This window comes from Periweissella fabaria, from assembly GCF_918814575.1.
Taxonomy (GTDB): domain Bacteria; phylum Bacillota; class Bacilli; order Lactobacillales; family Lactobacillaceae; genus Periweissella; species Periweissella fabaria.
The window spans coordinates 1-26074 of sequence record NZ_CAKKNS010000010.1 but is presented as its reverse complement, the minus strand read 5'-3'; the positions used below and the strand labels follow the sequence as shown (position 1 = coordinate 26074).

Sequence of the window (26074 nt, the reverse complement as noted above, 5' to 3'; positions counted from 1 at the left end):
CTCAACCAACTAAACACTCAATCAAGCAAAAAATCGCAGTTCAAAGTCAAGTACATAAGTTCAAAAGATTTAAAAAGTAGTTTGGATTATAGACTAAGTTGCCACATACAAGAAGATTGTGAAGTTTTCTTAGATTTAAAGTTTGTGAAATAAAAAAGCTGATAAAATAATACGAACAAAACCGAACAAAGATATTTTCACAAGGGTAATTTCACAAAGTCCGTTTAACGTTGATATATCAACAACTTAGGATAATATTATTTATGTAAACTAGTTTGGAATTGGAGATTTCTTATATGAAAAATGTAAATATTTATTTTGATGAAAAGGGACCGACAAAAACACTTAGAATCTCTCCTTCTAAGGAGGCACAATTTAATTTTTTTGATGGCAGTGATGATATACCTTCATATTTTGGTGTTTACCTTGCTATACCAAAAGATAAACAAGATGAATTTGATGATGGATTTCAAGAGATAATTAATGTGTATAAAAGTAAAACTCATAAATTTACCAAATCTAAAGAGCTAAAGGCAAACAATATCATACATGAAAAATTACCTGTTATTTCAGATATTAATAAAGTAACAGCAGATTTATATATTGCATTATTTCAACTTATTGATAATACTGGAAGTAAATTTCAATTAAGCTCTTTTGATAAGACAGAAGTGTTTATTGCTAAAAGATTAAAAGAATGGTTTTATTTTCTTGATAGGAATACTACAAAATTTAAAGTAAACTCATTTGCTGTAATATATACAATTACAAAATTTTTACGAACAGAGGATAAGTATTTACAAAGCAAATTTACGGAAGTTTTTGAAAGTAGTTCAAAAAGCACTTTTGAACTACTAGAAATTTTAAAAAAACAATTGCTTGCTGCTAATAAAAAATATGCGCATAGTCCTAGAGCAAAAAACCAAATTTTGGAATATAAGCAATTAATAAAAATAATTAATTCAACAAGTCGTATCTTTAGAAAAGAATATATAAATATAACAGAATATTCTTTTCCTACAGATCATTTAGCTTACGGATTGGATTTATTTATATTAGAACAGCAAGAAAATTTTGATGATATTGATAACATAAAAGATTCAATTACAATATTTTTAGACGAAGGTGCGCCTAGCGATGGATTAAAAAGTAATGGATTTTATAATGTTAAAGAAGACCTTGATTCTAAAGATTATCTTGGTTTGCAAGCAAGTGATTTACTCGCAGGTCTGTTCGGAAAATTTATGGCAACTATGGATGATAAAACTTATTATGATCCAGAAGATCCAAATACAATTCGACTTAATACCAAGATTTTTGAAAAAAATTTAAATGAACACAGCAATCATTACCAATTAGCCCAAGAAATGTACTATCATGCATTCGGAGAGAAAAGCTACCACTATAGTTTTGTTCACAGTAACTTTAGTGATTATGTTTTTATTTTTCAAGGATATTTAGAAGCTGTTTTAACACCTGGTTTTTCAAATTTAAATATATCTGAAAAAGTAGAGGAACATCTTAGAAAAACAAAAAAACACATGGAAGATTTATTTGAACAGATGGATAAGCAGTACGGTGATGTTCATAATTCGCCATATAAAAATATTCAAACAGCAATTGAAGCTGGGGTACTTAAACCATTCTAAAGCAAAAAAAATAAAAAAAGCTTACTTGCAAGTACACTAGTATGTAGTTGCAGGGCGTGTTTATATGCATGTTTATTATTTTAGTTTCGAGGTCGTTTTGAACGACTACGAATTAATGTGAATGCCGAGATCGTTTTGAACGATAACGAAAAAAGGCTACCAGTAAATTAATACTGTGTAGCCTTTTTGTTTAGTTCAGTTATAACCACATCAGTCATACGATCAGGAATAGCGAACATGTCCATGAATTTAACATAGTTGAGTTCGTGGGCTTTTTTTGCGTACAACGATACAAGTAACTTAATACCAGTAACGTGTGCAGCATACTCCGTCTTATTGTACGCATGGCTATTGAATGATAGCTTAGCACTTGATGTATCGCCATTCAATATATGCCCCAATTCGTGAGCAAATTGAAATGGTATTTGCTGTTTATCTTTATAATTCATATTAACCATAATGAAATTTAAACTGGTCTTACACCATGAGTTAATATTGGGATTTAAGTTATTGTCTAACTGTACACCAATCCCTTTTTCCATAGCAATATTTAACAACTCGTAGATATAATCCATACATGTACGTCCTAGTTATTTTTTTTAATACGTCGTAAAGTCTCTCTTATGTATTCCATTGTGTCTTCATCAACTTCTTGACCTTCAAAAAAGAATACATCGTCAGTGCTAATATCAGGAATGTGCTTTTCAGACGCTGACGGTGTCATATCATCAGTTTCATTTAATAAATAGCTTACAGGTATTTTAAAAAAAGATGCAACTTTTTTTATTTTATCTTCTGTTGGTTTTGATGTATTCCAACTGGCAATAGAACCATTACTCAAACCTATTTCCATTTCTAATTTACGAACTGATTTAATATCAGGTCTCTTTTCTTTCCATACTTTAATTACACGTTCTTTAAAGGTTTCAGACATAACATACCGACTTTCATAGAATATTTTATATATTTATGTTGACTATATAGAAAATATCCTATAAAATAAAAGTGTTGATAGGATATTTTCTAAAAACATTGTTTTCAAAACAAGTTATATCAAGTAATCATTGGCGTGAATCAAGATATAACAAGCATTAAATGATAAAGGCGTTTTTTTGACGTCTTTATTATTTAAATATAGTATAGAATATTTTCTATACATTGTCAAAAGAATATTACTATTAAGGAGGTTAAAAATTTGATTTATGAAAATATTAAGCACTTTGCACGAATGCAAGGTAAATCAATTCGAAAGATTGAACAACAAGCCGAGCTTTCAAATGGTTCTATTGGAAAGTGGGATTACAACAAGCCAGATGTTTATAAGATTCGAAAAGTTGCAGCTCTATTAGATGTAACTATTGATGATTTATTGAAACGTAAATAGGAGAAAAGAAATGGACGAATTACAAGTATTCAACGGTTTAAAAGTTAAAGAAGAAAACGGACGAATTTTGTTCGATGCAGAAACAGCTGCGTTAGGAATTGGGCTCACCAAGACGTCTAAAGGAAATGTATATGTTCGCTGGGAACGAGTTAATGAATATCTGGGGTTGTCCGAAAATGGACAACTTATCAAACGAGGCGATTTCATCACTGAACCACAATTCTATAAGTTAACTATGAAAGCTAACAACGACACTGCTGAACGGTTTCAGGATTGGGTAACAGAAGAAGTATTACCAAGCATTCGAAAAACCGGAAGTTACACTCAACGTCCAATGACCACACAAGAACAAGTTAGTTTGGCGCTCAAAGGTTGGCAAGAACATAATGAACGCTTCATTGCAGTTGAAACTGAAATTGAAGATATCAAGGACAACATGGGCTTACCAGCTAACATGGCTGAAACATTAACGATCGCTCGACGTAAGCAGGTTATTACCATTTTAGGTGGTAAAAATGCACCGGCGTACAAGCAATTAAGTAAGAACGTGTTTGCTGAATTTGGTCGTGATTTCAAACAGTATTTTGAATTGCCACGCTACGACTCGTTAGCAATGCGTCGCTTTGATGAAGCTATTGATTACACACATCACTGGCAACCATCAATCAATATGACCTTGCTAATCCGTCAATTAAACTCACAAACTGCACTTGCCGTTTAGAAATTAGGAGGAAATGAAAATGGATAAAAAAGAAATGAACCAAATTTCAAAGGATATTTTGGAAGAACTAAAAGAAAAACACCTCTTAGAAAAAGATGCAGTCTTCATTCTAAGAGATGTTATATACATGATTGGCGAAGCTCAAAATAACCACATTCTTGAATAAATTAATATTCATTGAAGAACAACTTGAAAGCTTGTGAATAAGTGTAATTGAATAAATCTACTTCCTCTACGGAATGAGTAATTTTGTGATGAGGTTGTTCATTTTGTTTATTAAGATCTCTTAGAAAAGTAGCTTGAGTATAAGCGATGGCTTTGTCATGAGCAATTTGTTCTTTATCAGTCATACCTATGTGCCCTCCTTTCAAATAACTAGGCAGTGCAATGCCAGTTATTAAAGAATATCACTTAAATGATTGAAATAAAAAAAGTTTGTAACTGTAGTCCCCCAATTTACACCCCCATGTAAATTATTAGAACAGTTACAAACCTATGTCATAAGCATACTCTTTATGGTTATGACATCAATATTATTAAAGGCTAAATGAATAATGTTAATTGAAAATTAAATAAAGGAGAGAAGTTATGCATAAATTTTTCGTAGAATTTGAAACAGAAAACGTTTCAGCAAATGAACTAATGTTTCACGCAGCCATGACAATCATTGTTGTTACTGGACTAGCAATCGTGTGGTTGATGAATAACCACATTATTAACTTATGATTTCAGTGTTGATAATCGCTCTAATATGGGCACTAGCAGGTTTAGCTGATTGGTATAGCAACTACCGTAACAAGCATATTAAACGGTCACAGGACACAAAAAAACCAACCACCCATAACGAGTGATTGGCAAACTAATAAACTTATCGGAGGAAATTATAACACGTCTTATGCCAAATAGTACAGGGATAAGGCATTTTTTTAAGATAAAAAAGTAGCTATTTAATCGAAAAAGATGTTCAAAAAATTAACGAGCTTAAAGTAGTGATAGCAAGGACTATGAGCTATTTAATACGCTTTCGATTATATAAGGTATTCGCAAGTGAAGGATTTGAAGGAGGTGGTTATTTTGTCGCTAAAAATCCATGAATATTTACTATATTGTCGTGAAAATGAATTGGCTAAAAATACGATTAAGAATTATCAAAATACGCTACGCCAACTAGATGATTGGTGTGAATGTAATAACATTACACACGTTGAAAAAGAAAATTTAATTGAGTACAAAATGCATCTTAAAGATGATTACGATTACAAATTAAGTACACTCAACCAAAAGATTGTGGCCATAAATATTTATCTTAATTGGGCTGAATCAACAGATTTAAAAGTTAAACAGTTTAAGCAGCAAATGGTTTCGCATCGTGAGTCGATTAACCAAAAAGAATACAAACGCTTGTTAAAGCATACCAACGAAGAATTAAATTTATTCATTCTAACGATTGCAAATACAGGTCTACGTATTTCAGAGCTTTGTGCGCTTTCTAAGGACGATTTAGACAAAAAGGTTATATCTATCGAGAACAAAGGTAAAACGCGCTCAATCTCAATCCCAGTGTTTGTTAAGAAGCTGTTAAAGAAATTCATGACTTATAAGGGTAAGGACGAAATTATATTTGCAAAAACGCAATCCTGGTACCGTCAGGAGCTTAAAGCAGCTGCATCTAAAGCAAAGGTTGATAAGGCTAAAGTATATCCGCACTCACTGCGACATTATTTTGCGAAACAATTCATTGAAAATGGTGGTGATTCAACTGAATTGCAACAAATGTTGGGACACTCAAGCATTAAAACAACAACAATTTACACCCACTTAGATCCAAACGAATTATCAGTTAAATTTAGACAAATTCACAACGTTTAGAGGAGTAATTATGGTACGTGTTAATAAAGTTGAAGCAGTTAATTATACTGTTGTGTCAAATCGGCTGGCACAAGACCACACATTGAGCTGGAAAGCTCGGGGGATATTTCTTTATATCTACTCTCAATCTGACAATTGGGACTTTTATGAGACAGAGGTGTCAAAGCATGCAACGGACGGCCGTGACAGTCTTCGAACTGGTCTTGATGAATTAGAAAAGGCTGGTTACTTAAAGCGAACCAGAACTCGCAATGATAAAGGACAGTTAGTAAGTTCAGTCTGGGAGATTTCATCTTCACCTATGTCTATTAAACCTACGTTGAATAAGCCTATGTTGGAAAATCCTATGTTGGATAAGGCAACAGTAATAAATAATAACTCAATAATTACTAACAATAATAAATATCAACAAAATAATAATGTGTTGCCAAGCAACACGTCGTTTCAAAAATCAGTAGTTGAAATTGTTGATTATCTGAATTTCAAATTGAATAAATTGAATGGTGGTGGGTACAAAGTTACCACCAAAAAGACAAAAGACTTAATCAAAGCACGTTTTAACGAAGGCTTTACGGTTGATGATTTCAAAAAAGTAATTAACACAAAGGTAGAGCAATGGACTGGAACTGAATGGGCAACTTATTTACAACCATCAACACTGTTTGGTAATAAATTTGAAGGTTACTTAAACCAACAACCTATTAATCCAAAGAAACAGGAGCGCTACTATGAGTGATTTAGGACAAGTCAGGTTTGATCCAAAACAAATTGCTGCGCTTGCTGCTAAGCATGGGATTGATATGAACAATTTACCGACAAAAGAAGAACGTGATAGACAGGCGTTTGAAAAAGGTTGGGCTAATTATCAAGCTAAAATTCGGCGCTGGTTTGATGTAATGTCAGTTTGGCCATCTGATCAACGAATGAAATTCACATTTCAGGATTGGAATGTTGATTTACAAGATGGTGATTCGGCTAAGGTAATTGGTAATCAGGCATATAAGCTTTGTAAGAAATTAGAAAACGAACCAGGTAATGTATTCATGCTAGGAAGTCGTGGTGTCGGTAAAACATCTTTAGCCTTGGCGATGTTGGATAAGTTAGGCACTACTAAGACAACAATGTTCGTTAGCACTGCTGAATTAGCTAGTATGATTGGCCAACAATATGATTACAGCGATGTTGCCAAACAAATTAAAAAAATTGAAAAAGCGATGAAAGAAGTCGATGTGTTATTACTTGATGATTTTGGGACTGAAGGCGGCATGAAGGGCGATAAATTCAGTCCAGTTCGTAAAGACATGCAAGAGATGATGTATCGAGTGGCAAATAGCCGCTTTGATTTAAATACAAATTCAATCGTACGTACAACGATTATCACAACAAATAATTTGCAGAGCGAACTTGAACAAATGTACAACGAAAAATTAATTAGTCGATTGATCCCAAAGAACAAAGAGCAGCGCTTGGCGTTCAACAAGATGAAAGATGTGCGAGGTGTGTGATGTTTCAATTGGGGAAGCAGCAAGGTGCTGAAATGTTTTGGGACCAGGATTTAGTTTTTGAAAAAATGCAAACAGCATTAGTTGCAGCGTGGAAATTGAACATGATTAGTTCGAGTGTATACGTGGTTAAGGAGGTCGAATGATGACACCAGTCCAATTAGCAGAATTTGATAGGGTTTCAGCATTGGTTTTAACACTTGCTGATGCATTTCAATTGATCAGTACACGACCAACATTCTATCCGCATTTGTTTGAGTATTTATACGATGTAGCAAATGCACACAGCGCTAATAAGCACCAAAGAGTATTTAGCGAAAAATGGTACGAACAAATGGAATTAATTTAGGAGATTTAACTATGTATGAAGGATTATTAAAAGTTGAAGTTCAATGCCCGGTATGTGGTGATGTTTATCGTCGTAAGAGCCGAGTTAATCAAAAAATAGTGGTATGTCACACTTGTAAGACATCACTTTGGATGTATAAGCCACGGCATCAAAAGAATGTGTTGCTAAATCGTGGACCAGTTGATTTAATTGCATGCCAATTGTATGGCGGCAAAAAAGAATTCGAAGACATGTTTTTATCAAAACGCGATCCTTTGGCTGATATGCGTGCATACGGATTCATTCGCTAAGAGGTCATATATGGCTCAAACAGTTAAGCAAGACCTATCTGCGGTAGTTGAAGATTTGAAGTATGCAGTCGCTGAAAAAGATTGGGATTTGGTGAATGAAGAGGTTCGCTATTTGAACACGTACGCTGAATCAATCCCACCGTACCTGGTGATGATACCGGCGAACGAGTATCAAAAATTTGTTGATTGGCAAAAAGAGCAAAAATTAAAGGAGACCAATTGATGGAGTTAATTCGTCCGATTGATGCATACGCCACCGAAGAGCGCGTGCGAAAGTTTTTTAAATATGAGTGGGAACGCCTGGTGATGATGTCTGGAAGTTCAATGACGGATTTGAAATCACCAAGTTTCAGTGCTGATCCAAAAGCTCAAAATTTGGATAACGCAGCTGAATCAAAATTAATCATGCACATTGATGCAGGTTCAATCGTGAAGGATGTTATACGAACGATTAATACAATGCCTGATAAGTATCAATTTCTATTGAAAGCCCGTTACATTAAAGGGTTAACGTGGCTGAATATTGAAGAGCAGCTCCCATACACCAACCGAGAGTTGCAACGTAAGATTAACACCGCATTTTTGTATTTTGCCGACGGGTTCAAGATGAAGGACCTGCACGTATACATTGAGGAGATAGAGCCATGAAGCTTGATGAATGTAGAGCTGAATTGAATAGGATTAATGATGACATCGCATGGGACATCATTGATGAGACACGAATTAAAAATTTAAATAAAAACTTAGCCAAACTTGGATATAAGTTAATCCCATATAACCCATTTTTCAAAATTGAAAGATTGGATTACATGGTACCTGATCAGAAAGGACTGCGTTATGCGTGAAAAATTGGAACAAAGTAAGGAATTTATTGAAGAGGTTGAACGGTTGCAGGGTACTTCAGGTACGTGGATTTTTGCAGGCTTACGTACGGCAAAAAATAATGTTAGTGAGTATCCAACATTATATAAATGGTTGTTTACTGGCACTTCCGATGAGGATAACGCTAATCAATTAACCTTTGCCAAGATTTGGGCGGGCGAGATTGAGTTGGTTGAAAAGAAAGATAAGTATGTGATTTATCAGGTTAACGAGAATAGCAAAACTGGTAAAGTTCATTACACTATATATGCGATGGATGAAGAGTCAAGATTTTATCCAAGGCGTGTAAATGAAGATAGAGTACCAGATAGAAATGCGTCGCCATATGAATTATTCGACCAAGATTTCGCATTCGCAATGCGTGACACTAGCAAGTTTAACATTGAAAAGGTGGAAGAAAATGATTAATCGAGTAGTTTTAGTTGGACGTTTGGTCAAAGATGTTGAACTCCGTTACACGCAAAGTGGTAAAGCAGCAGGTAACTTTACATTAGCTGTTAATCGTCAATTTACTAATCAACAAGGTGAACGTGAAGCTGATTTCATTAATGCAGCCATATGGGGTAAAGGGGCTGAAAATTTAGCTAACTACACTCATAAAGGTTCATTAGTTGGAGTTGAAGGACGTATTCAAACACGTAATTACGAAAATCAACAAGGTACACGAGTTTATGTAACCGAAGTGATTGTTGAAAACTTTAGTTTGCTTGAACCAAAGAGTACAAATAATAACCATCAAAGTCAGCCAAATAATAATGGTGGCCAGAATAATTTTAGTGCGTCAAGTAATCGCCCAATGAATGATCCATTTACTAGTGGAAAAGAAATTGATATTTCAGATGATGATATGCCGTTTAGATAAAAAGTAGAGTCTTAGACCGAATGGGTGGAATGCCCAATAAAAGAAAGAGGATTAATTATGACAAATGAACTATTACAAGATTTAACAGCCAAGCTTTTGGTAATGCAACGGATAGAAGATGCGTATGCTCTCATTGAATCAATCTCAACTGAACAATTCAGCAATGGGAGTCGCGAAACAATTCTTGCGGTAATTGCTGATGAGTTGAAATACCAAGTTGGAAAAATTGAAGAACTTGGTGATTAAATTCAAGCAAAAATAGCTGAAAAAACCCATGACTTAGAAAGCTTGTTTAAACCAGTGATAGCAAAGGGTTACAGGATTTAAAAAGACTTGTGATTATGCAACGTATTTGAAAGTGAAAAAGGATAGTGAAAATGTGGGAATTGAACAAGGCTGAATATGCTGAATGGGAAGATTTAGTTATGAATCATTCGGGTGATTACTTTGTAGAAATTTCATTTTGGATAATTGGTGATGATAACGAACCTATTAATAGTTATTATCCAAATTTACGTATAAAAGTTAATAACGATGATGAGCTAATCAATGCGGTGAATGCTTGGAATGGGAAATTAGAGGTGGTGTGTAATGGATGAAGAAGCGTATAAAGTTAGATTTTTAAATGAGTTCTTAGATGACGTTGAAGAAGATGATGAGTTCATTGATTCTGTTATGTCATTTTTCATTCTTAATAAAGAACTACAAATGGAAGTGATTAAAAAATTGCTATCTGGTGATAGGGTGAAGCGAGAATTGAGAGATTTGTTAAATCTCATTAATAGTGATGAAGAATTTTCTCGCAAGGCTGAAACAACAGTGGATGTTAATAAGGTTACGTTACTAATAAAAGGTGGCATGTAATGAAAATAGTTAATAATCAAGCATCAGCGAACGCAAATGTAGATTTTAGATGGTGGATTGAAGATATTACAAAACAAATCGAAAAAGCCAAAGAAGAAAATGATCTAAATAAAAAAATATTTGAAGAAAATAAAAAAATATTGGAAGAGAATAAAAAACGACTAGAAGAAATTAAAAAAGAAGAACGTCGAGTATTTATTTCAGAAGTATGTATAGTTATGTGTTTATGTGTATTGATTGCAACATGGTGGATTAAATAATTAAATTAATTGTGGTAGCTGCAATTTGTAATCATTTTGGAAGGATTTAAAGGAAGGTTATAAAAGCATTGGCAACCAAACGGCAAATACAGCATAAGAAGTTAGTTAAGTTCGAACAACTGAATAAAAAGATATTTCATGATCTATACAAGCGTGGCTTAGCAACTAGGTTGATTCGTAAGAAAGATTTGAATTACAAAATGTTCGTTTAGTTTAAGCAGTCACCTTTAATTAGGTGGCTGTTTTTTATTTTGCTATAATTTTAAGTATTAAATAATTTGGAGATTATTAGATGCGAAAATTAAATAAATTCAAAGGATTTGTTCAAAATATATTTTTTTTAATTATGTATACGATTATATGGGGTGTTATTACATTTACATGTTTGATGATTTTGCCATTCTTTTTAAATAATATTTCAAAATATGAGGGTGATTGGATTTCATTTTTAGGAAGTCTTATAGGTTCAATTATTTCTGTTTTAGGTGTGTATTGGCAAGTAAATAAGCAATTAAAAGAACAAGAATACAACCAGAAGATTTTAGAATCAAAAAATATGCTAATCACTTTGAACAAAGTACAAACCGATATTAATCTAGAATACCAACGCATATATAACCTACTCTATCAAAATAATGAATTCGCAGAAAAGTACGGGGATATCGTGCAAGGTAAGAAAGGTATTGATATGGAAGAGTTAAGAACTGAGACACTAAATTTAAATAAAAGTATATTAAATAATGTATTTTTAACTTTTCTAATTAAAGAATACCTTGATATGGACTTATACATTAAATATGAAAATAGCTTTAATAAAGTTAAAGCGTTACAAGATGATTTAAAAAGCTTTTTTAATGATGATAAAAACAGAAACATTTTAGTTTTAGAATACGGATGTTCTCGAACTGATTATAGAGCTTGTTTAAAAAATTCAGAGAACGTGTTTAATGAATTCATAGTATCTACTGATAAACTTATTAAAACGAAATATGAACTAATTAAATAAAAATGTCACTTTTTTGTCAGTTTTATGTCACATGATACGTCATATAATGATATTGTTCAGTAATGACGTATGTAATTGGGATTCTCCCGAATTAGTTTAGAAACATGTTTAGACATCCAGAGATGGGTGTCTTTTTTGTTGGTCAAGCTGGACGTTAAACGCAGCGGTAGTAATGGTCGTATAGTCTAACGGTTAAGATACACGCCTGTCACGCGTGAGACTCGGGTTCGATTCCCGATATGACCGTTGCCAGTTATGGCATAACATAAAGCAGAGCTACTGGTTAGTAATAACTAATCAGTCAGTGTACATAGTTAATATAAGGAGGAACGTTTTGAAAGTACATCGATGTGGGCATCTTAATTGCAGAACTAAAGTAGCAATTGAAGAGCGTTACTGCAGTCAACACCAAGCGCTTCATCCAAGGAACAAGCAACAAGATAGACATTATAATATGCAACGCAAGGCTGACACTAAGACTAAGGAGCGTTTGAAGTTCTACCGCACTAAAGCGTGGAAGGTTCAGCGTGAATATATTATGAAGCGAGACCATGGGTTATGTCGTTACTGTCAACTTGTTGGCCAAGTAACACCTGCTTACATGGTTGATCACATTGTTCCGAATGAAATAGCACCTGAATTGCAGCTAGAGGAGACTAATCTAGTGGCAAGTTGTAAGAGCTGCCACAACATTAAGACTAAGTGGGAACAAGAATTTTATGGTACTGGAAAACGCAATAAAAAGCGTTCAGAGCAATTGTTAATTAAAGATGTGAAATACCTTGAATATGTCTTTAAAATGACTAGTAAGGCCCCCTATGGGTTTCAAAAAGGAAGAACGGTGCAATAGTGTCAACATTTACAGCGAGCCGTTTTTTCATATGAGGGGGGGTGTCAAAATTTGAAAGGAGGATACAAAAAATGGATAGAAAAGAATTTCAGAAACAGTATGAAGTGGCAGTTGATTACTTTACAAAGGCGTATGTTGAAATCCCACCTGAAAAACAAGACATTGGCAAGAAAATTATTGAGCAATTAGCTTTTGCGACTGTCAACTTACGAATTTTACAAGATGATATTATCGAAAATGGGCCGGTTGTTCTATTCGTTAATGGTTCGCAGGAAATGATGCGCGAAAATCCAGCCCAAAAAAGCTACGTTGCAGTAATTAATCGTTGGACTGGCCTGGTTAAGGAGTTGAATAATCTATTGCCACGTGAAACATTAGTGAAAGTTGAAAAAAATTCAGCCGATGAAATCGTTGCTTTAATGCGAGGTGAGTCATAATGAGCGTTAATCCCGTTACTCAATATGCTTTAGATGTTCAAAACGGCAAAATTTTAACTGGAAAATTGATGAAATTAGCAACAAAAAGGCATTTAGATGACTTAAAAATGCAAAGGACACCGGAATTTCCTTATTATTTCGACGAAAAAATTTTAAAAGGATTTTTATTATTCGCTTCAAGGGTTCCTGATCCAGATACGAACGAACCAGTACCACTAATGGCCTGGCAAAAGTTCGCATTAGGTAGTTTAGTTGGTTGGCGTAGCGAAAAAACCAACGGTAAACGCTTTAAGCAGGCTGTCATATCTATTGCACGAGCTCAAGGGAAAACATATATGGCATCAGTGTTAGCCACGTATGATTTTTTTATTCAGTCATACGATAGATACAATCAAGACATCATCGTAGCTTCAAACACTAGTGACCAAACTAAAAAATTATTTAACTACACCAAAGGTACAATTGAAAAACTAATTAAACCAGGTGCGTTGTTTGAGGGGTTACGCGAAGATATTTCACCCCGATTCATGGATGTCTTTGACAATCGTCGGAAGAACCAAATTGTACGTTTAACGGCTGATGGTGGGCACTTGGATAGTTACCACGCGAATACTGCCGTATTTGATGAGGCAGGAAAACAGATTAACCGAGATGCTTTTGAAATGATAACTTCGGGACAAGTTAAACAACCTGAAGGTATTTTTATCATGATTTCAACGGCGTATCAAAATCCTAATGCACCGTTACGTGAAGATATTAAGATGGCCACCGAAGACATTGAAAAAGGCAAGCATGAACTAGATAACTATTTCTTGGCCGTATGGTCGCAAGATGATGTTAATGAAGTTTTTGAACCTGAAACATGGATTAAATCTAATCCACTATTAGGACTGCCTGAACAACATGATCAATTACTCGAAGGTTTAATTTCAAAGCGCGATATCTCTATGCGGCAAGGTAAGTTAAATGATTTTTTAGTTAAATCTATGAATGTTTGGGTTAATGCTGAACAAGACGCCGCATTTGAACTCGAAGATATTAATAACACAGTTATTGAAGATTTCGATATTAAAGGCCACCAAGTCTATATTGGGTTTGATAATTCAATGACTTCCGATGATACCGCTCTAGCATTTGTATTTCCATACGAAGATGAAGACGGTAAGCGAAAATGGCACTTGTATCAACACTCATTTATCCCTTGGAAAAAGGCGGGTTCTATTGACGCCAAAGAAAGCCAAGACGGCATTAATTATCGCCAAATGGAAGAATTAGGCTTTGCAGATGTCACGCAGCATGAAAAAGGCTTGATTGATAATGATTTCGTCTTTACTTGGCTGATGGATTTTGTCAGTGATAATAATCTAGAAGTAATGTCATTCGCATACGATTCAGCACACGCTTATGCCACTGTTAAAGCCGTTGAAGAAACGACAAATTGGCAAATGCAACCGGTTAGACAAGGTTCAATATCGTTAAACGAACCTACTAAATGGCTTCAAGATGCCTTTGTTGAGGGGAGAGTTACCCGATTTGATGACGCAATGATGGAAAAATCATTAATGAATGCAGTTATCGTTTCGGATAATAACGGTATAAAAATTGATAAGAACAAAGCTAGTTTCAAAATTGATTTAGTAGATGCTTTAATTGATGCTTTATTTGATGGACTATATCATTTTGAAGAATATGGCCAAGCTACGAAAGTACAAGATGAGTATGATCGAATGTCAGACCAGCAAGTTAATGAATTACTGAAGAGTGGAGGATTTACATTTTGAAGAACAGATTAATTATTTCAAACATTTTATCGCTAGTCGGTACTGCAAGTTTTGTGGTAGCGGCTTTTTTAATCCACATAATTTTAGGCTTAGCAATTACTGGTTTATTTTGTTTCGTATTCAGTTATTTTGTTGGAAGGGAGTAGGTAATGTTTTTTGAAAAAAGAAGTATTAATATCCGTGGTCAAAGTACACTAGGAGTGGCTTTAGGAAATGGAATTAATATTTATAACGATGATTATGTGTCAGCTGAAAGCGTCATTCGTAATTCTGATGTTTGGGCAGCAGTTAATGTTATTAGTTCAGACTTAGCACGGATTAAATTGAGTACTGAGAGTAAGAAAATAAATAAATTGTTGCTAAATCCATCACGGATAGCTAACAGATTTAATTTCATCCAGTCGTTAATCGCACAAATGTTACTAACAGGTAACGCGTATGCAGTCCGAAGAACAGATAGCAACCAAGAATTTTGGGAATTTGTCCGCCCGTCAAATGTAACAGTTAATTTATCAGATGATGGCCAAACGATAACCTATGATGTTAGCTTCATTGCCCCAGATGAACCAGATTTAAAAAATATTGATTCCGCAGACATGATTCATTTCAAATGTTTCAGTATGGATGGCGGTTTAATGGGTAAAAGTCCATTAGCAGCGCTAAGTTCCGAATTAGAACTACAAAAAAGTTCAAGGAATTTAGCAGTTCAAATGTTTCGCCAAGCGATTAATCCAATGGCGATTTTGAAATCAAATAAAGCAGCGTTGACTGAAGATGCGAAGGAAAATGTGCGGGCATCTTTTGAAAAAGCCAACTCTGGTTCAAATGCTGGACGAGTATTAATCTTGGACCCGTTATTTGATTTTAATCAATTAGAAATAAAAACAGATGTGGCCAAACTATTAAATTCAGTTGATTGGACCCGTGACCAAATTGCTAAAGTATTCATGTTGCCCACGGACATTTTGGGCAATGAATCTGAACACTCAAATGCTGATCAGATTAGAAATTTGTATAACACTACCTTAGGACGTTACTTAGCATCCATTGTTGAAGAAATCGAAGCTAAGTTAGATGTTCAAATTATCGCTGATGTTAAGCAAGCGACTGATCTAGATGGTATTGGAGTTGAGCAACGCGTGAACGAAATGGTTAAAGCTGGCACCATCACAACTGATATGGCACTTGCTATATTGGCGGATAGTCAATCAGATTTAGTCACGCAAGAAATCGTAAATAAAGTAAGCGCAAAGGAGGTGTTACCAAATGAATAATGAGATACGTTCATATGAATCAACGCTTGAAATTAGAGCAGAGACTGATAGCCGCACAATTGAAGGTTATCCAATTGTATTTAATAGGGCAAGTGGTGATCTAGGTGGATTCATTGAATTTGTTGACCCTAAAGCCTTAGATAACGTTGATTTATCAAAAGTATATTTAATTTACGGCCATGAAATTAATGATGTATTAGCACGTTCAGATGCAGGTTCATTAAAGCTAGAAGTTGATAAGATTGGGCTTAAATTTAGTGCCGAATTACCAAATACGACGTTAGCTAATGATGTCCTCGAAAACATTCGTGTGGGGAACATTCAAGGTATGAGCTTTGGTTTCACGGTGAGTCATGATAATTGGGAATGGGGTACTAATGGTAAACCTGATGTTCGAACAATTGACCAAATAGACCAATTGTTTGAAATCACATTAACACCTATACCTGCTTATCCAGATACAAAAGTCGCATTAAGTAAGCGTGATTTACACGAAAAAGAAGTATCTAAGAGTTTACAAATTCGCAATGCGTTAGTCTTGGAAATCTTAAAATACCAAGCAAATAAAGGAGATAAGAATGGTTAAAGAATCAATTGCTGCCAAACAAGGAGAGTTAGCAACAGCGATTGCTAACGCCGAAGATTTAATCAACTCAAATGCAAGTGCTGATCAACAACAACAAGCACTTGATTTGGTTAAACAACTTCAAGCTGACATTAAAAATTTAGAAGCACTACCTGAACCGACTACCGATCCCGAGGTTCCAGATGATGGAAATGATGATACACCTGAATCATTAGACCCACCAGCACCAACACCAGATGATACAGGTGTTCCACCAGAGCTAGACGATGACGACAACAATACTAACCCAGAAAATGACCCTGAAGATCCAACGAAAAAAGGAGAAAATCGTAAAATGCCAATTCCTATGAACAAAAAAACTAATATTCTTCAAGAACAACGAGCTGCCTTCAACGCATTTTTGCACTCACGTGGTGAAAAACGTGATGGCTTAACTTCTACTGAAGCAGGTGTATTGATTCCTGAACAAATTATTTACAACCCTGATACAGAGGTTCATACAGTGGCTGATTTGTCAAAATTAGTTCATAACGTTTCTGTAACTACTCCTTCTGGAACATACCCAATCCTTAAATCAGCATCAACAGTGCTTCCATCAGTAGATGAGCTTAAAGAAAATCCAGATTTAGCTAATCCTGAATTTATCGACGTTGAATGGAAGGTTAAAACGTATCGTGGAATGTTACCAATTTCTGAAGAAGCAATTGCGGATGCACAAATTGATTTAATTCCATTGTTACAACGCTATGTCCAAGAAATTAAAATTAACACCGTGAACTCTCAAGTGAATACGATTCTATCTAAATTCACGAGTAAAAAAGTCGCTGCTGAAGATTTGGTGCCTACGTTAAAATCATTGAAAAATAAAGGCTTTGATCCAGCTTACAACCTTAGTTTTGTGATGACGCAATCTCTATATGATGTTCTTGATCAAGCTAAGGATGCGCAAGGTCGTTACTTACTTCAAGACTCAATTTCAGCCCCTTCAGGGTCTAAGTTATTCGGTCTTGATGTTACTGTGTTTAAAGACTCTGCGTTTGGTGGAACAGGAGAAGTTCTACAAGTATTCATTGGTGATTTAGAACGTGCAGCACTATTCGCCAACCGATTAGATGTAATGGTTAATTGGATTGATGATAAAGTGTACGGTCGTGTGCTACAACCTGTTATTCGATTTGATGTTGAATCTGCTGATAGCAATGCAGGTGTGTTCGTGACTATTACTCCTGAAGCACCCAAGAGTTAAAGATAGTTAAAATTTATGCCGCTTCAAGAAATACACAAATTAACGTTCAATCGTTAGGCGGCTATGTGGAGGTTTCAATGTGGACGAATTACTAAGCAAAGTTAAAGTAGCGCTTCGGACGACGGTAGATGATGTTGATTTAGATAATGAAATTAATGATTTAATTATCGCGGCACGAACTGATTTAAATATTTTAGGATTAGTTGAAGCTACTTGGGCTGATAAAACAGAAAACAAATCGTTAGTTCAAATGGCTATAATTTTATATGTTAAATCACATTGGGGTTATGATAACCCCGATGCTGATAGACAACTAAGTCTGTATAACGATTTAAAAGATGAACTATCGGTTCATTCGCGGTTTGATTCGGAGGTAGAAATAGATGAGATATAATTCAGTTATTTATTTGGTACCCACTGAAAACATCCAAGATGAGATGTTGAATACATTTAAGCGTGAGGGTGACCCCCGAAAAGTATTTGCGAATCAATTCACGATTACTCGGGCTGAATTTGACGCCGCAGGTAATCAAGGCATTCGCCCTGATTTTACTTTTAGAATTAATTCCGTTGATTATAAAGGTGAGACAATAGCCAAGGTTAACACTGTTAAATATCATGTATATCGAATTGCTGAAGTTGGAGATAAAACTACTCTATATCTAACAAAGAGGTTAAGCGATGGCCAAAATTAAACCAGGTCAAATGACTGATGAAATCGTTAAGGCATTACAAGAATATTCATCTGATGTTGAAGATGAATTAGAAGATGCTAAGGACGAGGTAACCAAAGAAGGAGTTAAAAAGTTAAGGTTAGCTGGTTCGTTTAAACAGCGTAGTGGTAGCTATAAAAGAGGGTGGAGAATTAAAAAGGAATCGAATCGAGGTCCTGTGATAATTTATAATGCTACAAATTATCAATTAACCCACTTGCTGGAATTTGGCCATGCTAAACGAGGCGGTGGACGAACTCGTACATTCGTCCACATCGCACCAGTTGAAGAGTGGATTAATAAAGCATTCGAAAAGCGTGTTAAATTGGGAATTTCTCAACCTAGAGGTAAGCGAGGTAAGCGATAATGAAATTTAGCGAACTAGGGGCTGCGCTGGTTAACGAAACCAAGTTGCCCGTAGCATATCATCATTTCAACAGCGAGCCAGAATTCCCGTATATCGTGTATTTATTTGTTGATAATGATGGATTTGAAGCTGATAACTCAACTATTTATAGTGAAAAAAATATAAACATTGAACTATATACTGAAAAAAAGGATTTGGTTAGCGAACAGTTAATTGAATCCTTTTTGAATGCGCATGAAATTCCTTTCTATGCACACGAAGAGTATATAGATGAAGAACATATGTACATGAATGTGTACGAGATAACGTTAGGAGAATAAAAAATGGTACAAGATAATAAAGTTATGTATGGTCTTAAGAATGTAACCCTTTTTCCATTAACTGATGATGGAACGAAAATCACATATGACGGACCAATTAAATTCCGCGGGGCAGTATCACTTGGGCTTGATCCGGAAGGTGACAAAATTGAATTTGAAGCTGATAACACCACATATTACACAGCGGATAATAACCAAGGTTTTTCAGGGAAACTAGAAATGGCATTGATGCCTTTTGAAGTTTCATCAGTAGTCCTTGGTGATGTACGTGATACGAACGGTGTAATTTTGCAATCAATGAAAGCTGGCCAAGCCGTTGCGATGGCGTTTGAATTTGATGGTGATGTTAAAGCTGTTCGCCACGTACTTTACAACGTGACATTTAGCCGGCCAAGTGAAAACGGAGAGACCCGCGGTAAAAAGGGTGATGTTAAATCATCTGAATTTGAAATTGTGGCAGCACTACATCCATATTTTAATGTAGCTAAATCAAAAACAGATGCAACGACTAATGACACTGCATACCAAAGTTGGTACACCAAAGTATACGAACCAGTATTAACAGCACCAGCAAAATAAATTCAAAGCCCGTTAAATCGGGTGTACATAATAATAAAAAGGAGATTTACTCATGGAAAAAACAATTATTTTAGGTAATAAAAAAGTTAAATTAGTTTCATCTGGTGCCTCACCAATTATTTATAAAGCAAATTTCCAAAGTGATTTTTTTCAAGATTTAGGTATTATTTTAGAACTTGCAGGCATTGCAACTAGCGATAAATCTGAAATTGAAATTATGACCGAGGTTATGGGGAATAACCGAATTCGTATTTTTCAACAATTTGCATGGACATACGCTAAAAATGCTAATCAAGCAATACTAACACTTGATGAATGGCTTGCTGAATTTGAAGAGTTTCCAATTTTCGACATTTTAAGTGAAGTAATCGAATTAGTAGTAACATCATTATCAACAAAAAAAGCTTAAGGGACGAATATGAGAGCGATGAGCCGTTCGATGTTTCGTCCTTTTTGTATGTAGCAAAAAAATGTGGTTTAAGCTTTGATGAAATGAAAATGATGGATTTATGCGATGTGATGGACTATATAGTCGAATATTCAAATTCAGAAACTAAAGAACAACAACCGTTAAAGAAAAAGGCAGCTCAAGCTGATTTCGATGCATTTTAGAAAGGAGACTATATGGCCGGTGGACGAATTAAAGGTATCACGATTGAAATTGATGGCGATACTAAAGGCCTTGATTCAGCTTTAAAGGGTGTAAATTCACAAACTGCTAAAACCAGCAGTGAATTACGTGATGTCAATAAGCTGTTAAAACTAGATCCTGGTAACACAGAATTAGTAGCACAAAAACAAAAACTGCTTAGTAAAGCGGTTGAATCAACGGCTACTAAATTAGATACTTTAAAAGGTGCACAGGCTCAAGTGCAAGCTCAATTTTCTAAGGGAGAAATTGGTGAAGAACAGTATCGCGGATTTCAACGTGAGGTCCAAGCGACTGAAGCACAATTAGGCCGTTTAAAGGGCGGCTTACAAGATACCATTAACTATTTAAATGGTAGTTCAGATGCTGCCGCCCAAGCCGAAGCAGGGTTTAAAAAAGGTGCTTCTGGTGCCAGCGAATTAGAAAAGAATGTCAGCACGTTAACTAAAATTCAAGTTGGTGAATTCCTAAAAGGAATCGCTGACAAAGCTGCCGAGTTGGGAAAAGATGTTATTGGTACAGGGTTAGAATTTGCTGACGCACAGTCTAAAATGCAATCTTCCATGGGTTTAACCGCTGGTCAAGCTAAACAAACTGGTGACGTTGTTAAAACTGTATTTAAAAGCGGCATGGTTGACTCAGTTGATGAAGCCTTCGAATCTGTGAAGAGCGTTAAGCAAGCATTTAGTGATTTAAATAATACAGACTTTAAAACAGTGACGTTGAATTTACAAGGTATCGCAACTAATGGAGGAGTAGACATACAAGAGGCCGCTAATGCTTCAAGTCAGGCAATGAAAGGATTCGGTATCAGCGGCAAAAATTCTACGGACTTAATAGCTAAAGGTCTTCAAGATAACTTAAATAAGCAAGGTGATTTTTTAGATACCGTCAATGAGTATTCACCGACTTTCAAAGATGCCGGTATTAGCGCTGGGGGTATGTTAAATGTGTTAAATGCGGGTATGAAAGCCGGTGCATTTAACACTGATAAAGTTGCTGATGCAGTTAAAGAATTTCAGTTAAAGTTAACTGCTGGTCAACTTGATAAACCAATGACGGCATTTAGCAAGTCTACCCAAGGTGTTTTTGCGGAATTTAAAAAAGGTAAAGCTACATCTGCGGAAGTAATGGCTGCAGTTGGTAAAGATTTAAAATCTATGCCAGCAAATGAAGCCAAAGCGGCTGTTCAAGGTATTGGGACGCAATTTGAAGATTTAGGTACTGATGTTAGTGCCGCATTACTTCAGGCAACAACCGGTACAGAAAAATTCGCTGGCGCAGCAAAAAAAATGGACGAACACACACCTGGCCAGGAATTAAAGCGTGCAATTAACTCTCTTAAGACTAGTCTATCTGATTTAATGCCTACATTCACGCCTGTAATTAAGGCATTGACAGGTATTGTTAATGCCTTTGAAAATGCTCCTGGTCCAGTTAAAGTAACCATAGCTGTAATTGGTGCCTTAGCATCCGTCATAGCAGTATTACTACCAGTTATAGCAGTTATGGGTACAGCGTTCTCGGTGATGGCTCCTGTATTGGGAGTTATAGGTGGAGCGTTTACTGGATTAGGAGCTATTCTAATAGGCCCAGTTGGATTAGCTATCGCGGCAGTTATAGCAGCGGTTACAGCTGTTATTTTAGTTATTAAAAACTGGGGAACCATAGTTGATTGGTTAAAAGGTATTTGGGGTGGCATTTCTGGATTCTTTAGTGGCCTTTGGGACGGTATTAAACAAATATTCAGTGTGACAGTTGGCTGGATTGGAACGTTTTTGAGTTCTAAATTTGGGCAAATTGTATTATTTGTGATTAATCCTTTTGCTGGCATGGTTAATTTCATTATTCAAAATTGGAATAGTATCAAAGCGATTACCAGTGCCGTTGTTGGCTGGATGGGGAGCTTTATTTCAGGCGCTTGGAATGGCATTAAAGCCGTCACGAGTGCCGCTTGGAATGGAATAAAAGATGTTACAAGTACAGTTTGGAACAACATTAAATCCGTAACGTCTAGTGTGTGGAACGGCATTAAAAGTGCGATGACTAATCCGATTCAAACTGCTAAAGGCATTATCAGTGGCATTATTAACACGATTAAAGGTTTATTCAACTTCAAATTGAGATTTCCTGAAGTTAGCATTCCCCACATTAAATTACCCCACTTTAATCTAAGTGGTTCGTTTGATCCTTTAAAAGGTAAAATACCAAGTATTGGTATTAATTGGTATGCAAAAGGTGGGATTTTTAAAAAACCGACATTATTCGCTGGTAATGGTGGATTCAATGGAGTTGGCGAAGCTGGTCCTGAAGCAGCATTACCACTAAACGATAAAACGCTTGGCGGAATTGGTCGTGGTATCATTGACGCCCTTGGTGGTGATATGGGTGGAATTAACTTAACCATCAATGTTAACGCTGATGTTACACCAGCTACGATTAAAAAAATTCAAGGTGCGGTTGTGGACGGGATTACCCGTGCACAAAATGCGAGAACTCGTGCGATAGGAGGATAAAGATGAACCGTGGAAGCTTCAAATTCGGCGATCTAACAAGTGAGTCAATCAATGCCGTGATAACTCAATGGCCAGAAATTCCAATTCCAGAACGTAAGATATTAATTAATGATAGTCCAATTGGGATTGATCGCGCATTATTATTTGATAGAAACGCATACGAGAATAGGAAATTCGAATTAATAATCGCAATTCGTGGAAATAATAGACAAGAAAACTTAGATAAATTAATAACAACATTAAGCACAGGTCGCTATGTCGATGCTGTGTTTTATTTTGACCCAAATTACACATATCAGATCACACTAACTGATGTTGTAGATGTTAAACGGCCTCTAATTATGTCGGAATATCGTGAATACGGCTTAAAATTCAGTGCAGCACCATATAAGTATTTTAACGACGTTCCAGATATAAATATCGGCACAGATTCGGTAACTATCGTTAATCCAACGGCTTATAATGCGTTGCCGTACATTAAATTGATTGGTAGCGGAAACATTAATTTAAAAATTAATGGCATTAATTATAGCTTTACAGGTGTTCAAGGATTGATTGAGCTTGACTCATCGTTACAAAACGTGTGGCGGACTGATGGGGTTACGCTGATCAATGAAAACGCCAAGATGAGCCGTTCTAAGTTTCCAATTTTAAATTCTGGAACTAACACTATTAGCATTTCAACAGGGACTGGAATTATTAAACCGAAATGGAGGAGCCTATGACGCCAATTTTATATGAATCAACTGAAATAGACTTCATAAATCAAGGTTTAGGTGCTTTAGCTGAAATCTATGATGTCGATATTCATGAACAAAGAAACGGTATTTTTCAACTAACCGCGAATTATCCCGTTACAGGTTTGAGATATGCAGACATCCAAGTTGATAACATTATTTTAGCTAAACCAAGTCCTCGTGATGAGGAACATGCATTTCGAATAGTGAACATTGAACTTGATTTAACAGGCGCTGAAATAACAATTGAAGCCGACTCTATCACGTACGATCTGCGCCAAAATACGATTGATAGCTTAATTATTACTAATTTAAGCGGTTCAACTTTCATGGACAAGCTACAAGCATCATTAACGGAAAAAACTCAATTCAGATTGTTTTCAGATATTTCCACAATCGCTAGCACTACGATTGAGGCCGCCAATGCTATGGAAACAATCGCTGGTGTGCAGGGTTCATTTCTACAGACTTATGGCGGAGAATTAAAACGCGAAAATAAGCAAGTCTCAATGTTAGCACGCCGTGGACGTTCAAACGTTGCCACTTTCCGTTTAGGGAAAAATATTAATGGATTGAAATACACGATTTCAACTGAAAAAGTTGTTACCAAAATTTATCCGTTCGTAAAATTACAAGATAATCGAGTGATTAAAGGTGCTCCAGTCAGTTCCAAAAACATTAACAACTACCCAATCGTACACGCATTACAGGTAGATGTTTCAGAAAAAATCACATTACCAGAACAAATAATTGAAAAAGATGTAATTAACCAAATTAATGCATTCTCAACTAACTGGTTTACTCAGTCAGCAAATACGGGACGTGATTCACCAGAAGTGGCAATTGAGATTGATGTGTTATCGCTTCAAGATTCATCGGATTATCAAGATAAATTTAAAGATTTAGAAACAGTTGGCCTAACTGATACGGTTAATGTCTATGTGCCTGAATTCGGTATTAATGTTGATGCGGTCGTTAATGAAATTCACTATGATCCAATTGATGAACGCATTAAAAGTTTAGCTATTGGGACCGCACGATTAAGCTTCAGTGACGCCAATAGGAACACACTATCGGACATGAATTCAAACATCGCTCGTATTGATGAACGGGCAAATTCAGCGATGATTTCGGCCGATGGAAAATCAAGAGTATATAGGGGACCATCGCAGCCATTAAATCCTCAAGAAGGAGATTTGTGGTTCTGGACTAATGGAGACATGGCCGGTATTCGAATTTTCGAATATGGACAATGGAATGATCGTATTGATGATGAATTTGAAAAACGAAATGATGATGCAGTTGATAATGCAGTCAATCAAGCAAAAGATTATACGAATGAAGTAGCAAGCGACACGAATAAACGTTTAGATGGCAAAGCTGATACAGCTCAAATTGATGTTTTAAAAGACCAGATTAATTTATCAGTTAAAAAGGGTGATGTAATTAACCAGATTAATCTTGATGAATCTGGATTTCAAATAAAAGCAAAATCAGTAATTTTAGATGGGCCAACTACTGTTACTGATGCATTCTATGCATTAGGTGGTAATTTTAAGAACCTTAATGCCTCAAATATAACTGTTGGAACACTTGATGCAAGTAAGATCAGAGTTATTAATATTGACGCTTCGCAGATTACTACTGGTAAAATTTCAGGTTTAAGTATGGAATTTCGAGCTAATCAGGGGTCTAAAGGGTTCGTGTTACGTGATGATGCTATTCGTATGTACGATGACGAATCATTCAACATTCAAAGTGGAGAAGGTATAAAGATATATAAGGGGAGCATATCTTCACCGAACAACGGTATTCTGATTGATGTTGATAATAACTTCATATCATCTAGCTCCTACGCTGCTATAGCAATGCTTAAAGACGGTGCGTTATTTCTGACACAACCGCAGATATATGACACGAATTCGAATCCTTATTTCAGTATCTCAAACAATGGAGCAGGTTTCAGTTTTTACGGAGCTCGATTAATGGGACGTGAGTACGTCGCTTTGACGACAAGCGATAACTCAAATAGTGGATTTGATTTTGCGTTAGGCCAAGAGTTATTTGTCGGATTGGCTGGAGGGCGTAACGGTAATAGTTGGTTTCCAACAAAAATCGGCGGGGCTTCACGCGGGGTTGTCTTATCTGGCGGGAAAGCATACGGTCAATTCGTCGCAAGTAGCCCTTATATTGTGGTGGGTTCAACTCCGAATGGTTCAGCAGGTTCAGGATATGGCGGGACACGAATTACTTTAGCAGGTGAATACGTTCAAATCCCGTCAGCGTATAATCAAACTAATTCTACACCAGCTAATTTGGCCGTAACATATACGGGAGCTCTAGTTCGGACAACATCAGCCACAAAATATAAAACGTCAATT

Annotated in this window: 39 protein-coding genes and 1 tRNA gene; 37 read left to right on the top strand and 3 right to left on the bottom strand. The window is 35.7% G+C overall.

Annotation, left to right across the window (positions count from 1 at the left end; genetic code table 11):
* Positions 1-296 precede the first annotated feature (296 nt).
* On the top strand, positions 297-1649 hold the full coding sequence (locus tag LQZ75_RS09195; protein ID WP_230097525.1) for a hypothetical protein: 1353 nt from the start codon (positions 297-299) through the stop codon (positions 1647-1649).
* A 167-nt stretch (positions 1650-1816) separates the two neighbouring features.
* Here the strand turns inward: LQZ75_RS09195 and LQZ75_RS09190 are convergent, their stop codons facing one another.
* The gene (locus tag LQZ75_RS09190; protein ID WP_230097524.1) at positions 1817-2224 is read right to left on the bottom strand and encodes an ImmA/IrrE family metallo-endopeptidase; all 408 of its coding nucleotides are present in this window, start codon (positions 2222-2224) and stop codon (positions 1817-1819) included.
* Positions 2225-2235: 11 nt separating this feature from the next.
* Positions 2236-2583, bottom strand: coding sequence for a helix-turn-helix domain-containing protein (locus LQZ75_RS09185; protein ID WP_230097523.1), 348 nt, complete (start codon positions 2581-2583; stop codon positions 2236-2238).
* Positions 2584-2844: 261 nt separating this feature from the next.
* Here LQZ75_RS09185 and LQZ75_RS09180 point away from each other — a divergent pair, with 261 nt between their 5' ends.
* From LQZ75_RS09180 to LQZ75_RS09170, 3 genes are read left to right on the top strand one after another with little or no spacing between them, the layout of a single operon-like run.
* Positions 2845-3033 carry a helix-turn-helix domain-containing protein gene (locus LQZ75_RS09180; RefSeq protein ID WP_230097522.1) on the top strand — a complete coding sequence of 63 codons (189 nt, stop codon included), beginning with the start codon at positions 2845-2847 and terminating at the stop codon, positions 3031-3033.
* Between the two features lie 10 nt (positions 3034-3043).
* Positions 3044-3754 carry an ORF6C domain-containing protein gene (locus LQZ75_RS09175; RefSeq protein WP_230097521.1) on the top strand — a complete coding sequence of 237 codons (711 nt, stop codon included), beginning with the start codon at positions 3044-3046 and terminating at the stop codon, positions 3752-3754.
* Between the two features lie 19 nt (positions 3755-3773).
* Positions 3774-3920: a hypothetical protein gene (locus tag LQZ75_RS09170; protein WP_230097520.1), complete on the top strand. Its 147-nt coding sequence runs from the start codon at positions 3774-3776 to the stop codon at positions 3918-3920.
* A gap of 1 nt (position 3921) precedes the next feature.
* Here LQZ75_RS09170 and LQZ75_RS09165 read toward each other — a convergent pair whose 3' ends face one another.
* The gene (locus tag LQZ75_RS09165; RefSeq protein ID WP_230097519.1) at positions 3922-4104 is read right to left on the bottom strand and encodes a hypothetical protein; all 183 of its coding nucleotides are present in this window, start codon (positions 4102-4104) and stop codon (positions 3922-3924) included.
* Positions 4105-4342: 238 nt separating this feature from the next.
* Here LQZ75_RS09165 and LQZ75_RS09160 point away from each other — a divergent pair, with 238 nt between their 5' ends.
* From LQZ75_RS09160 to LQZ75_RS09000, 33 genes are all read left to right on the top strand, one after another.
* The gene (locus LQZ75_RS09160; protein ID WP_230097518.1) at positions 4343-4480 is read left to right on the top strand and encodes a hypothetical protein; all 138 of its coding nucleotides are present in this window, start codon (positions 4343-4345) and stop codon (positions 4478-4480) included.
* 339 nt (positions 4481-4819) lie between these two features.
* Entirely contained in the window at positions 4820-5623 is an 804-nt protein-coding gene (locus LQZ75_RS09155; RefSeq protein WP_230097532.1) for a tyrosine-type recombinase/integrase, read from the top strand.
* 10 nt (positions 5624-5633) lie between these two features.
* On the top strand, positions 5634-6359 hold the full coding sequence (locus LQZ75_RS09150; RefSeq protein ID WP_230097517.1) for a conserved phage C-terminal domain-containing protein: 726 nt from the start codon (positions 5634-5636) through the stop codon (positions 6357-6359).
* Positions 6352-7128 carry an AAA family ATPase gene (locus LQZ75_RS09145; protein ID WP_230097516.1) on the top strand — a complete coding sequence of 259 codons (777 nt, stop codon included), beginning with the start codon at positions 6352-6354 and terminating at the stop codon, positions 7126-7128. Before LQZ75_RS09150 ends, LQZ75_RS09145 begins: the two co-directional genes overlap by 8 nt.
* On the top strand, positions 7128-7271 hold the full coding sequence (locus LQZ75_RS09140) for a hypothetical protein (RefSeq protein ID WP_230097515.1): 144 nt from the start codon (positions 7128-7130) through the stop codon (positions 7269-7271). Before LQZ75_RS09145 ends, LQZ75_RS09140 begins: the two co-directional genes overlap by 1 nt.
* Positions 7268-7474: a hypothetical protein gene (locus tag LQZ75_RS09135; protein WP_230097514.1), complete on the top strand. Its 207-nt coding sequence runs from the start codon at positions 7268-7270 to the stop codon at positions 7472-7474. Before LQZ75_RS09140 ends, LQZ75_RS09135 begins: the two co-directional genes overlap by 4 nt.
* Before the next feature lie 11 nt (positions 7475-7485).
* A complete protein-coding gene (locus LQZ75_RS09130) occupies positions 7486-7764 on the top strand; it encodes a hypothetical protein (RefSeq protein WP_230097513.1) in 279 nt (92 codons plus the stop codon).
* Between the two features lie 10 nt (positions 7765-7774).
* On the top strand, positions 7775-7987 hold the full coding sequence (locus LQZ75_RS09125; protein ID WP_230097512.1) for a hypothetical protein: 213 nt from the start codon (positions 7775-7777) through the stop codon (positions 7985-7987).
* Positions 7987-8412, top strand: a complete 426-nt coding sequence (locus tag LQZ75_RS09120) for an ArpU family phage packaging/lysis transcriptional regulator (RefSeq protein WP_230097511.1) — start codon at positions 7987-7989, stop codon at positions 8410-8412. The genes LQZ75_RS09125 and LQZ75_RS09120 overlap by 1 nt, the downstream gene beginning before the upstream one ends.
* Positions 8409-8609, top strand: a complete 201-nt coding sequence (locus LQZ75_RS09115; protein ID WP_230097510.1) for a hypothetical protein — start codon at positions 8409-8411, stop codon at positions 8607-8609. The genes LQZ75_RS09120 and LQZ75_RS09115 overlap by 4 nt, the downstream gene beginning before the upstream one ends.
* Positions 8602-9054 (top strand): hypothetical protein, encoded by a 453-nt coding sequence (locus LQZ75_RS09110; RefSeq protein ID WP_230097509.1) that lies wholly within the window; start codon positions 8602-8604, stop codon positions 9052-9054. The genes LQZ75_RS09115 and LQZ75_RS09110 overlap by 8 nt, the downstream gene beginning before the upstream one ends.
* Positions 9047-9508 (top strand): single-stranded DNA-binding protein, encoded by a 462-nt coding sequence (gene ssb / locus LQZ75_RS09105; protein WP_230097508.1) that lies wholly within the window; start codon positions 9047-9049, stop codon positions 9506-9508. Before LQZ75_RS09110 ends, ssb begins: the two co-directional genes overlap by 8 nt.
* A 57-nt stretch (positions 9509-9565) precedes the next feature.
* Positions 9566-9754, top strand: a complete 189-nt coding sequence (locus tag LQZ75_RS09100) for a hypothetical protein (protein WP_230097507.1) — start codon at positions 9566-9568, stop codon at positions 9752-9754.
* Positions 9755-9885: 131 nt separating this feature from the next.
* Complete coding sequence (locus LQZ75_RS09095) at positions 9886-10107, top strand: hypothetical protein (protein WP_230097506.1); 222 nt, start codon at positions 9886-9888, stop codon at positions 10105-10107.
* Entirely contained in the window at positions 10100-10372 is a 273-nt protein-coding gene (locus tag LQZ75_RS09090) for a hypothetical protein (protein ID WP_230097505.1), read from the top strand. Before LQZ75_RS09095 ends, LQZ75_RS09090 begins: the two co-directional genes overlap by 8 nt.
* Positions 10372-10632, top strand: coding sequence for a hypothetical protein (locus LQZ75_RS09085; protein ID WP_230097504.1), 261 nt, complete (start codon positions 10372-10374; stop codon positions 10630-10632). Before LQZ75_RS09090 ends, LQZ75_RS09085 begins: the two co-directional genes overlap by 1 nt.
* 292 nt (positions 10633-10924) lie before the next feature.
* Entirely contained in the window at positions 10925-11638 is a 714-nt protein-coding gene (locus LQZ75_RS09080) for a hypothetical protein (protein ID WP_230097503.1), read from the top strand.
* 174 nt (positions 11639-11812) lie between these two features.
* Positions 11813-11884: transfer RNA gene (locus tag LQZ75_RS09075), tRNA-Asp, on the top strand.
* An 88-nt stretch (positions 11885-11972) separates the two neighbouring features.
* Positions 11973-12488 (top strand): HNH endonuclease, encoded by a 516-nt coding sequence (locus LQZ75_RS09070; RefSeq protein WP_230097502.1) that lies wholly within the window; start codon positions 11973-11975, stop codon positions 12486-12488.
* Positions 12489-12559: 71 nt separating this feature from the next.
* Positions 12560-12925 carry a hypothetical protein gene (locus LQZ75_RS09065; protein WP_230097501.1) on the top strand — a complete coding sequence of 122 codons (366 nt, stop codon included), beginning with the start codon at positions 12560-12562 and terminating at the stop codon, positions 12923-12925.
* On the top strand, positions 12925-14706 hold the full coding sequence (locus LQZ75_RS09060; RefSeq protein WP_230097500.1) for a terminase large subunit: 1782 nt from the start codon (positions 12925-12927) through the stop codon (positions 14704-14706). The genes LQZ75_RS09065 and LQZ75_RS09060 overlap by 1 nt, the downstream gene beginning before the upstream one ends.
* Before the next feature lie 149 nt (positions 14707-14855).
* Entirely contained in the window at positions 14856-15980 is a 1125-nt protein-coding gene (locus LQZ75_RS09055) for a phage portal protein (RefSeq protein WP_230097499.1), read from the top strand.
* Entirely contained in the window at positions 15973-16566 is a 594-nt protein-coding gene (locus tag LQZ75_RS09050) for an HK97 family phage prohead protease (RefSeq protein ID WP_230097498.1), read from the top strand. The genes LQZ75_RS09055 and LQZ75_RS09050 overlap by 8 nt, the downstream gene beginning before the upstream one ends.
* A complete protein-coding gene (locus LQZ75_RS09045; RefSeq protein WP_230097497.1) occupies positions 16559-17812 on the top strand; it encodes a phage major capsid protein in 1254 nt (417 codons plus the stop codon). The genes LQZ75_RS09050 and LQZ75_RS09045 overlap by 8 nt, the downstream gene beginning before the upstream one ends.
* Before the next feature lie 79 nt (positions 17813-17891).
* Positions 17892-18206 carry a phage head-tail connector protein gene (locus tag LQZ75_RS09040; protein ID WP_230097496.1) on the top strand — a complete coding sequence of 105 codons (315 nt, stop codon included), beginning with the start codon at positions 17892-17894 and terminating at the stop codon, positions 18204-18206.
* Positions 18196-18507, top strand: a complete 312-nt coding sequence (locus tag LQZ75_RS09035; RefSeq protein WP_230097495.1) for a hypothetical protein — start codon at positions 18196-18198, stop codon at positions 18505-18507. Before LQZ75_RS09040 ends, LQZ75_RS09035 begins: the two co-directional genes overlap by 11 nt.
* Complete coding sequence (locus LQZ75_RS09030; RefSeq protein ID WP_230097494.1) at positions 18494-18892, top strand: HK97 gp10 family phage protein; 399 nt, start codon at positions 18494-18496, stop codon at positions 18890-18892. The genes LQZ75_RS09035 and LQZ75_RS09030 overlap by 14 nt, the downstream gene beginning before the upstream one ends.
* Positions 18892-19212, top strand: coding sequence for a hypothetical protein (locus tag LQZ75_RS09025; protein ID WP_230097493.1), 321 nt, complete (start codon positions 18892-18894; stop codon positions 19210-19212). The genes LQZ75_RS09030 and LQZ75_RS09025 overlap by 1 nt, the downstream gene beginning before the upstream one ends.
* Positions 19213-19215: 3 nt before the next feature.
* Complete coding sequence (locus LQZ75_RS09020; RefSeq protein WP_230097492.1) at positions 19216-19791, top strand: major tail protein; 576 nt, start codon at positions 19216-19218, stop codon at positions 19789-19791.
* A gap of 52 nt (positions 19792-19843) precedes the next feature.
* Positions 19844-20200 carry a hypothetical protein gene (locus LQZ75_RS09015; protein WP_230097491.1) on the top strand — a complete coding sequence of 119 codons (357 nt, stop codon included), beginning with the start codon at positions 19844-19846 and terminating at the stop codon, positions 20198-20200.
* 215 nt (positions 20201-20415) lie between these two features.
* Positions 20416-22956 (top strand): phage tail tape measure protein, encoded by a 2541-nt coding sequence (locus LQZ75_RS09010; RefSeq protein ID WP_230097490.1) that lies wholly within the window; start codon positions 20416-20418, stop codon positions 22954-22956.
* A gap of 2 nt (positions 22957-22958) precedes the next feature.
* Entirely contained in the window at positions 22959-23681 is a 723-nt protein-coding gene (locus tag LQZ75_RS09005; RefSeq protein ID WP_230097489.1) for a hypothetical protein, read from the top strand.
* A partial coding sequence (locus tag LQZ75_RS09000) for a phage tail spike protein (protein WP_230097488.1) occupies positions 23678-26074 on the top strand: 2397 nt, incomplete at its 3' end. The genes LQZ75_RS09005 and LQZ75_RS09000, both read left to right, overlap by 4 nt.

What these genes read in the sequence shown, in the direction of transcription:
- LQZ75_RS09020 (WP_230097492.1), top strand. Translation starts at nt 19,216, where the DNA reads ATGGTACAAGATAATAAAGTTATGTATGGTCTTAAGAATGTAACCCTT.
- LQZ75_RS09145 (WP_230097516.1), top strand. Translation starts at nt 6,352, where the DNA reads ATGAGTGATTTAGGACAAGTCAGGTTTGATCCAAAACAAATTGCTGCG.
- LQZ75_RS09025 (WP_230097493.1), top strand. Translation starts at nt 18,892, where the DNA reads ATGAAATTTAGCGAACTAGGGGCTGCGCTGGTTAACGAAACCAAGTTG.
- LQZ75_RS09080 (WP_230097503.1), top strand. Translation starts at nt 10,925, where the DNA reads ATGCGAAAATTAAATAAATTCAAAGGATTTGTTCAAAATATATTTTTT.
- LQZ75_RS09125 (WP_230097512.1), top strand. Translation starts at nt 7,775, where the DNA reads ATGGCTCAAACAGTTAAGCAAGACCTATCTGCGGTAGTTGAAGATTTG.
- LQZ75_RS09150 (WP_230097517.1), top strand. Translation starts at nt 5,634, where the DNA reads ATGGTACGTGTTAATAAAGTTGAAGCAGTTAATTATACTGTTGTGTCA.
- LQZ75_RS09120 (WP_230097511.1), top strand. Translation starts at nt 7,987, where the DNA reads ATGGAGTTAATTCGTCCGATTGATGCATACGCCACCGAAGAGCGCGTG.
- LQZ75_RS09110 (WP_230097509.1), top strand. Translation starts at nt 8,602, where the DNA reads ATGCGTGAAAAATTGGAACAAAGTAAGGAATTTATTGAAGAGGTTGAA.
- LQZ75_RS09060 (WP_230097500.1), top strand. Translation starts at nt 12,925, where the DNA reads ATGAGCGTTAATCCCGTTACTCAATATGCTTTAGATGTTCAAAACGGC.
- LQZ75_RS09005 (WP_230097489.1), top strand. Translation starts at nt 22,959, where the DNA reads ATGAACCGTGGAAGCTTCAAATTCGGCGATCTAACAAGTGAGTCAATC.
- LQZ75_RS09050 (WP_230097498.1), top strand. Translation starts at nt 15,973, where the DNA reads ATGAATAATGAGATACGTTCATATGAATCAACGCTTGAAATTAGAGCA.
- LQZ75_RS09035 (WP_230097495.1), top strand. Translation starts at nt 18,196, where the DNA reads ATGAGATATAATTCAGTTATTTATTTGGTACCCACTGAAAACATCCAA.
- LQZ75_RS09135 (WP_230097514.1), top strand. Translation starts at nt 7,268, where the DNA reads ATGATGACACCAGTCCAATTAGCAGAATTTGATAGGGTTTCAGCATTG.
- LQZ75_RS09195 (WP_230097525.1), top strand. Translation starts at nt 297, where the DNA reads ATGAAAAATGTAAATATTTATTTTGATGAAAAGGGACCGACAAAAACA.
- LQZ75_RS09065 (WP_230097501.1), top strand. Translation starts at nt 12,560, where the DNA reads ATGGATAGAAAAGAATTTCAGAAACAGTATGAAGTGGCAGTTGATTAC.
- LQZ75_RS09130 (WP_230097513.1), top strand. Translation starts at nt 7,486, where the DNA reads ATGTATGAAGGATTATTAAAAGTTGAAGTTCAATGCCCGGTATGTGGT.
- LQZ75_RS09085 (WP_230097504.1), top strand. Translation starts at nt 10,372, where the DNA reads ATGAAAATAGTTAATAATCAAGCATCAGCGAACGCAAATGTAGATTTT.
- ssb (WP_230097508.1), top strand. Translation starts at nt 9,047, where the DNA reads ATGATTAATCGAGTAGTTTTAGTTGGACGTTTGGTCAAAGATGTTGAA.
- LQZ75_RS09165 (WP_230097519.1), bottom strand. Translation starts at nt 4,104, where the DNA reads ATGACTGATAAAGAACAAATTGCTCATGACAAAGCCATCGCTTATACT.
- LQZ75_RS09095 (WP_230097506.1), top strand. Translation starts at nt 9,886, where the DNA reads ATGTGGGAATTGAACAAGGCTGAATATGCTGAATGGGAAGATTTAGTT.
- LQZ75_RS09175 (WP_230097521.1), top strand. Translation starts at nt 3,044, where the DNA reads ATGGACGAATTACAAGTATTCAACGGTTTAAAAGTTAAAGAAGAAAAC.
- LQZ75_RS09190 (WP_230097524.1), bottom strand. Translation starts at nt 2,224, where the DNA reads ATGGATTATATCTACGAGTTGTTAAATATTGCTATGGAAAAAGGGATT.
- LQZ75_RS09055 (WP_230097499.1), top strand. Translation starts at nt 14,856, where the DNA reads ATGTTTTTTGAAAAAAGAAGTATTAATATCCGTGGTCAAAGTACACTA.
- LQZ75_RS09030 (WP_230097494.1), top strand. Translation starts at nt 18,494, where the DNA reads ATGGCCAAAATTAAACCAGGTCAAATGACTGATGAAATCGTTAAGGCA.
- LQZ75_RS09010 (WP_230097490.1), top strand. Translation starts at nt 20,416, where the DNA reads ATGGCCGGTGGACGAATTAAAGGTATCACGATTGAAATTGATGGCGAT.
- LQZ75_RS09090 (WP_230097505.1), top strand. Translation starts at nt 10,100, where the DNA reads ATGGATGAAGAAGCGTATAAAGTTAGATTTTTAAATGAGTTCTTAGAT.
- LQZ75_RS09160 (WP_230097518.1), top strand. Translation starts at nt 4,343, where the DNA reads ATGCATAAATTTTTCGTAGAATTTGAAACAGAAAACGTTTCAGCAAAT.
- LQZ75_RS09100 (WP_230097507.1), top strand. Translation starts at nt 9,566, where the DNA reads ATGACAAATGAACTATTACAAGATTTAACAGCCAAGCTTTTGGTAATG.
- LQZ75_RS09140 (WP_230097515.1), top strand. Translation starts at nt 7,128, where the DNA reads ATGTTTCAATTGGGGAAGCAGCAAGGTGCTGAAATGTTTTGGGACCAG.
- LQZ75_RS09170 (WP_230097520.1), top strand. Translation starts at nt 3,774, where the DNA reads ATGGATAAAAAAGAAATGAACCAAATTTCAAAGGATATTTTGGAAGAA.
- LQZ75_RS09045 (WP_230097497.1), top strand. Translation starts at nt 16,559, where the DNA reads ATGGTTAAAGAATCAATTGCTGCCAAACAAGGAGAGTTAGCAACAGCG.
- LQZ75_RS09115 (WP_230097510.1), top strand. Translation starts at nt 8,409, where the DNA reads ATGAAGCTTGATGAATGTAGAGCTGAATTGAATAGGATTAATGATGAC.
- LQZ75_RS09185 (WP_230097523.1), bottom strand. Translation starts at nt 2,583, where the DNA reads ATGTCTGAAACCTTTAAAGAACGTGTAATTAAAGTATGGAAAGAAAAG.
- LQZ75_RS09015 (WP_230097491.1), top strand. Translation starts at nt 19,844, where the DNA reads ATGGAAAAAACAATTATTTTAGGTAATAAAAAAGTTAAATTAGTTTCA.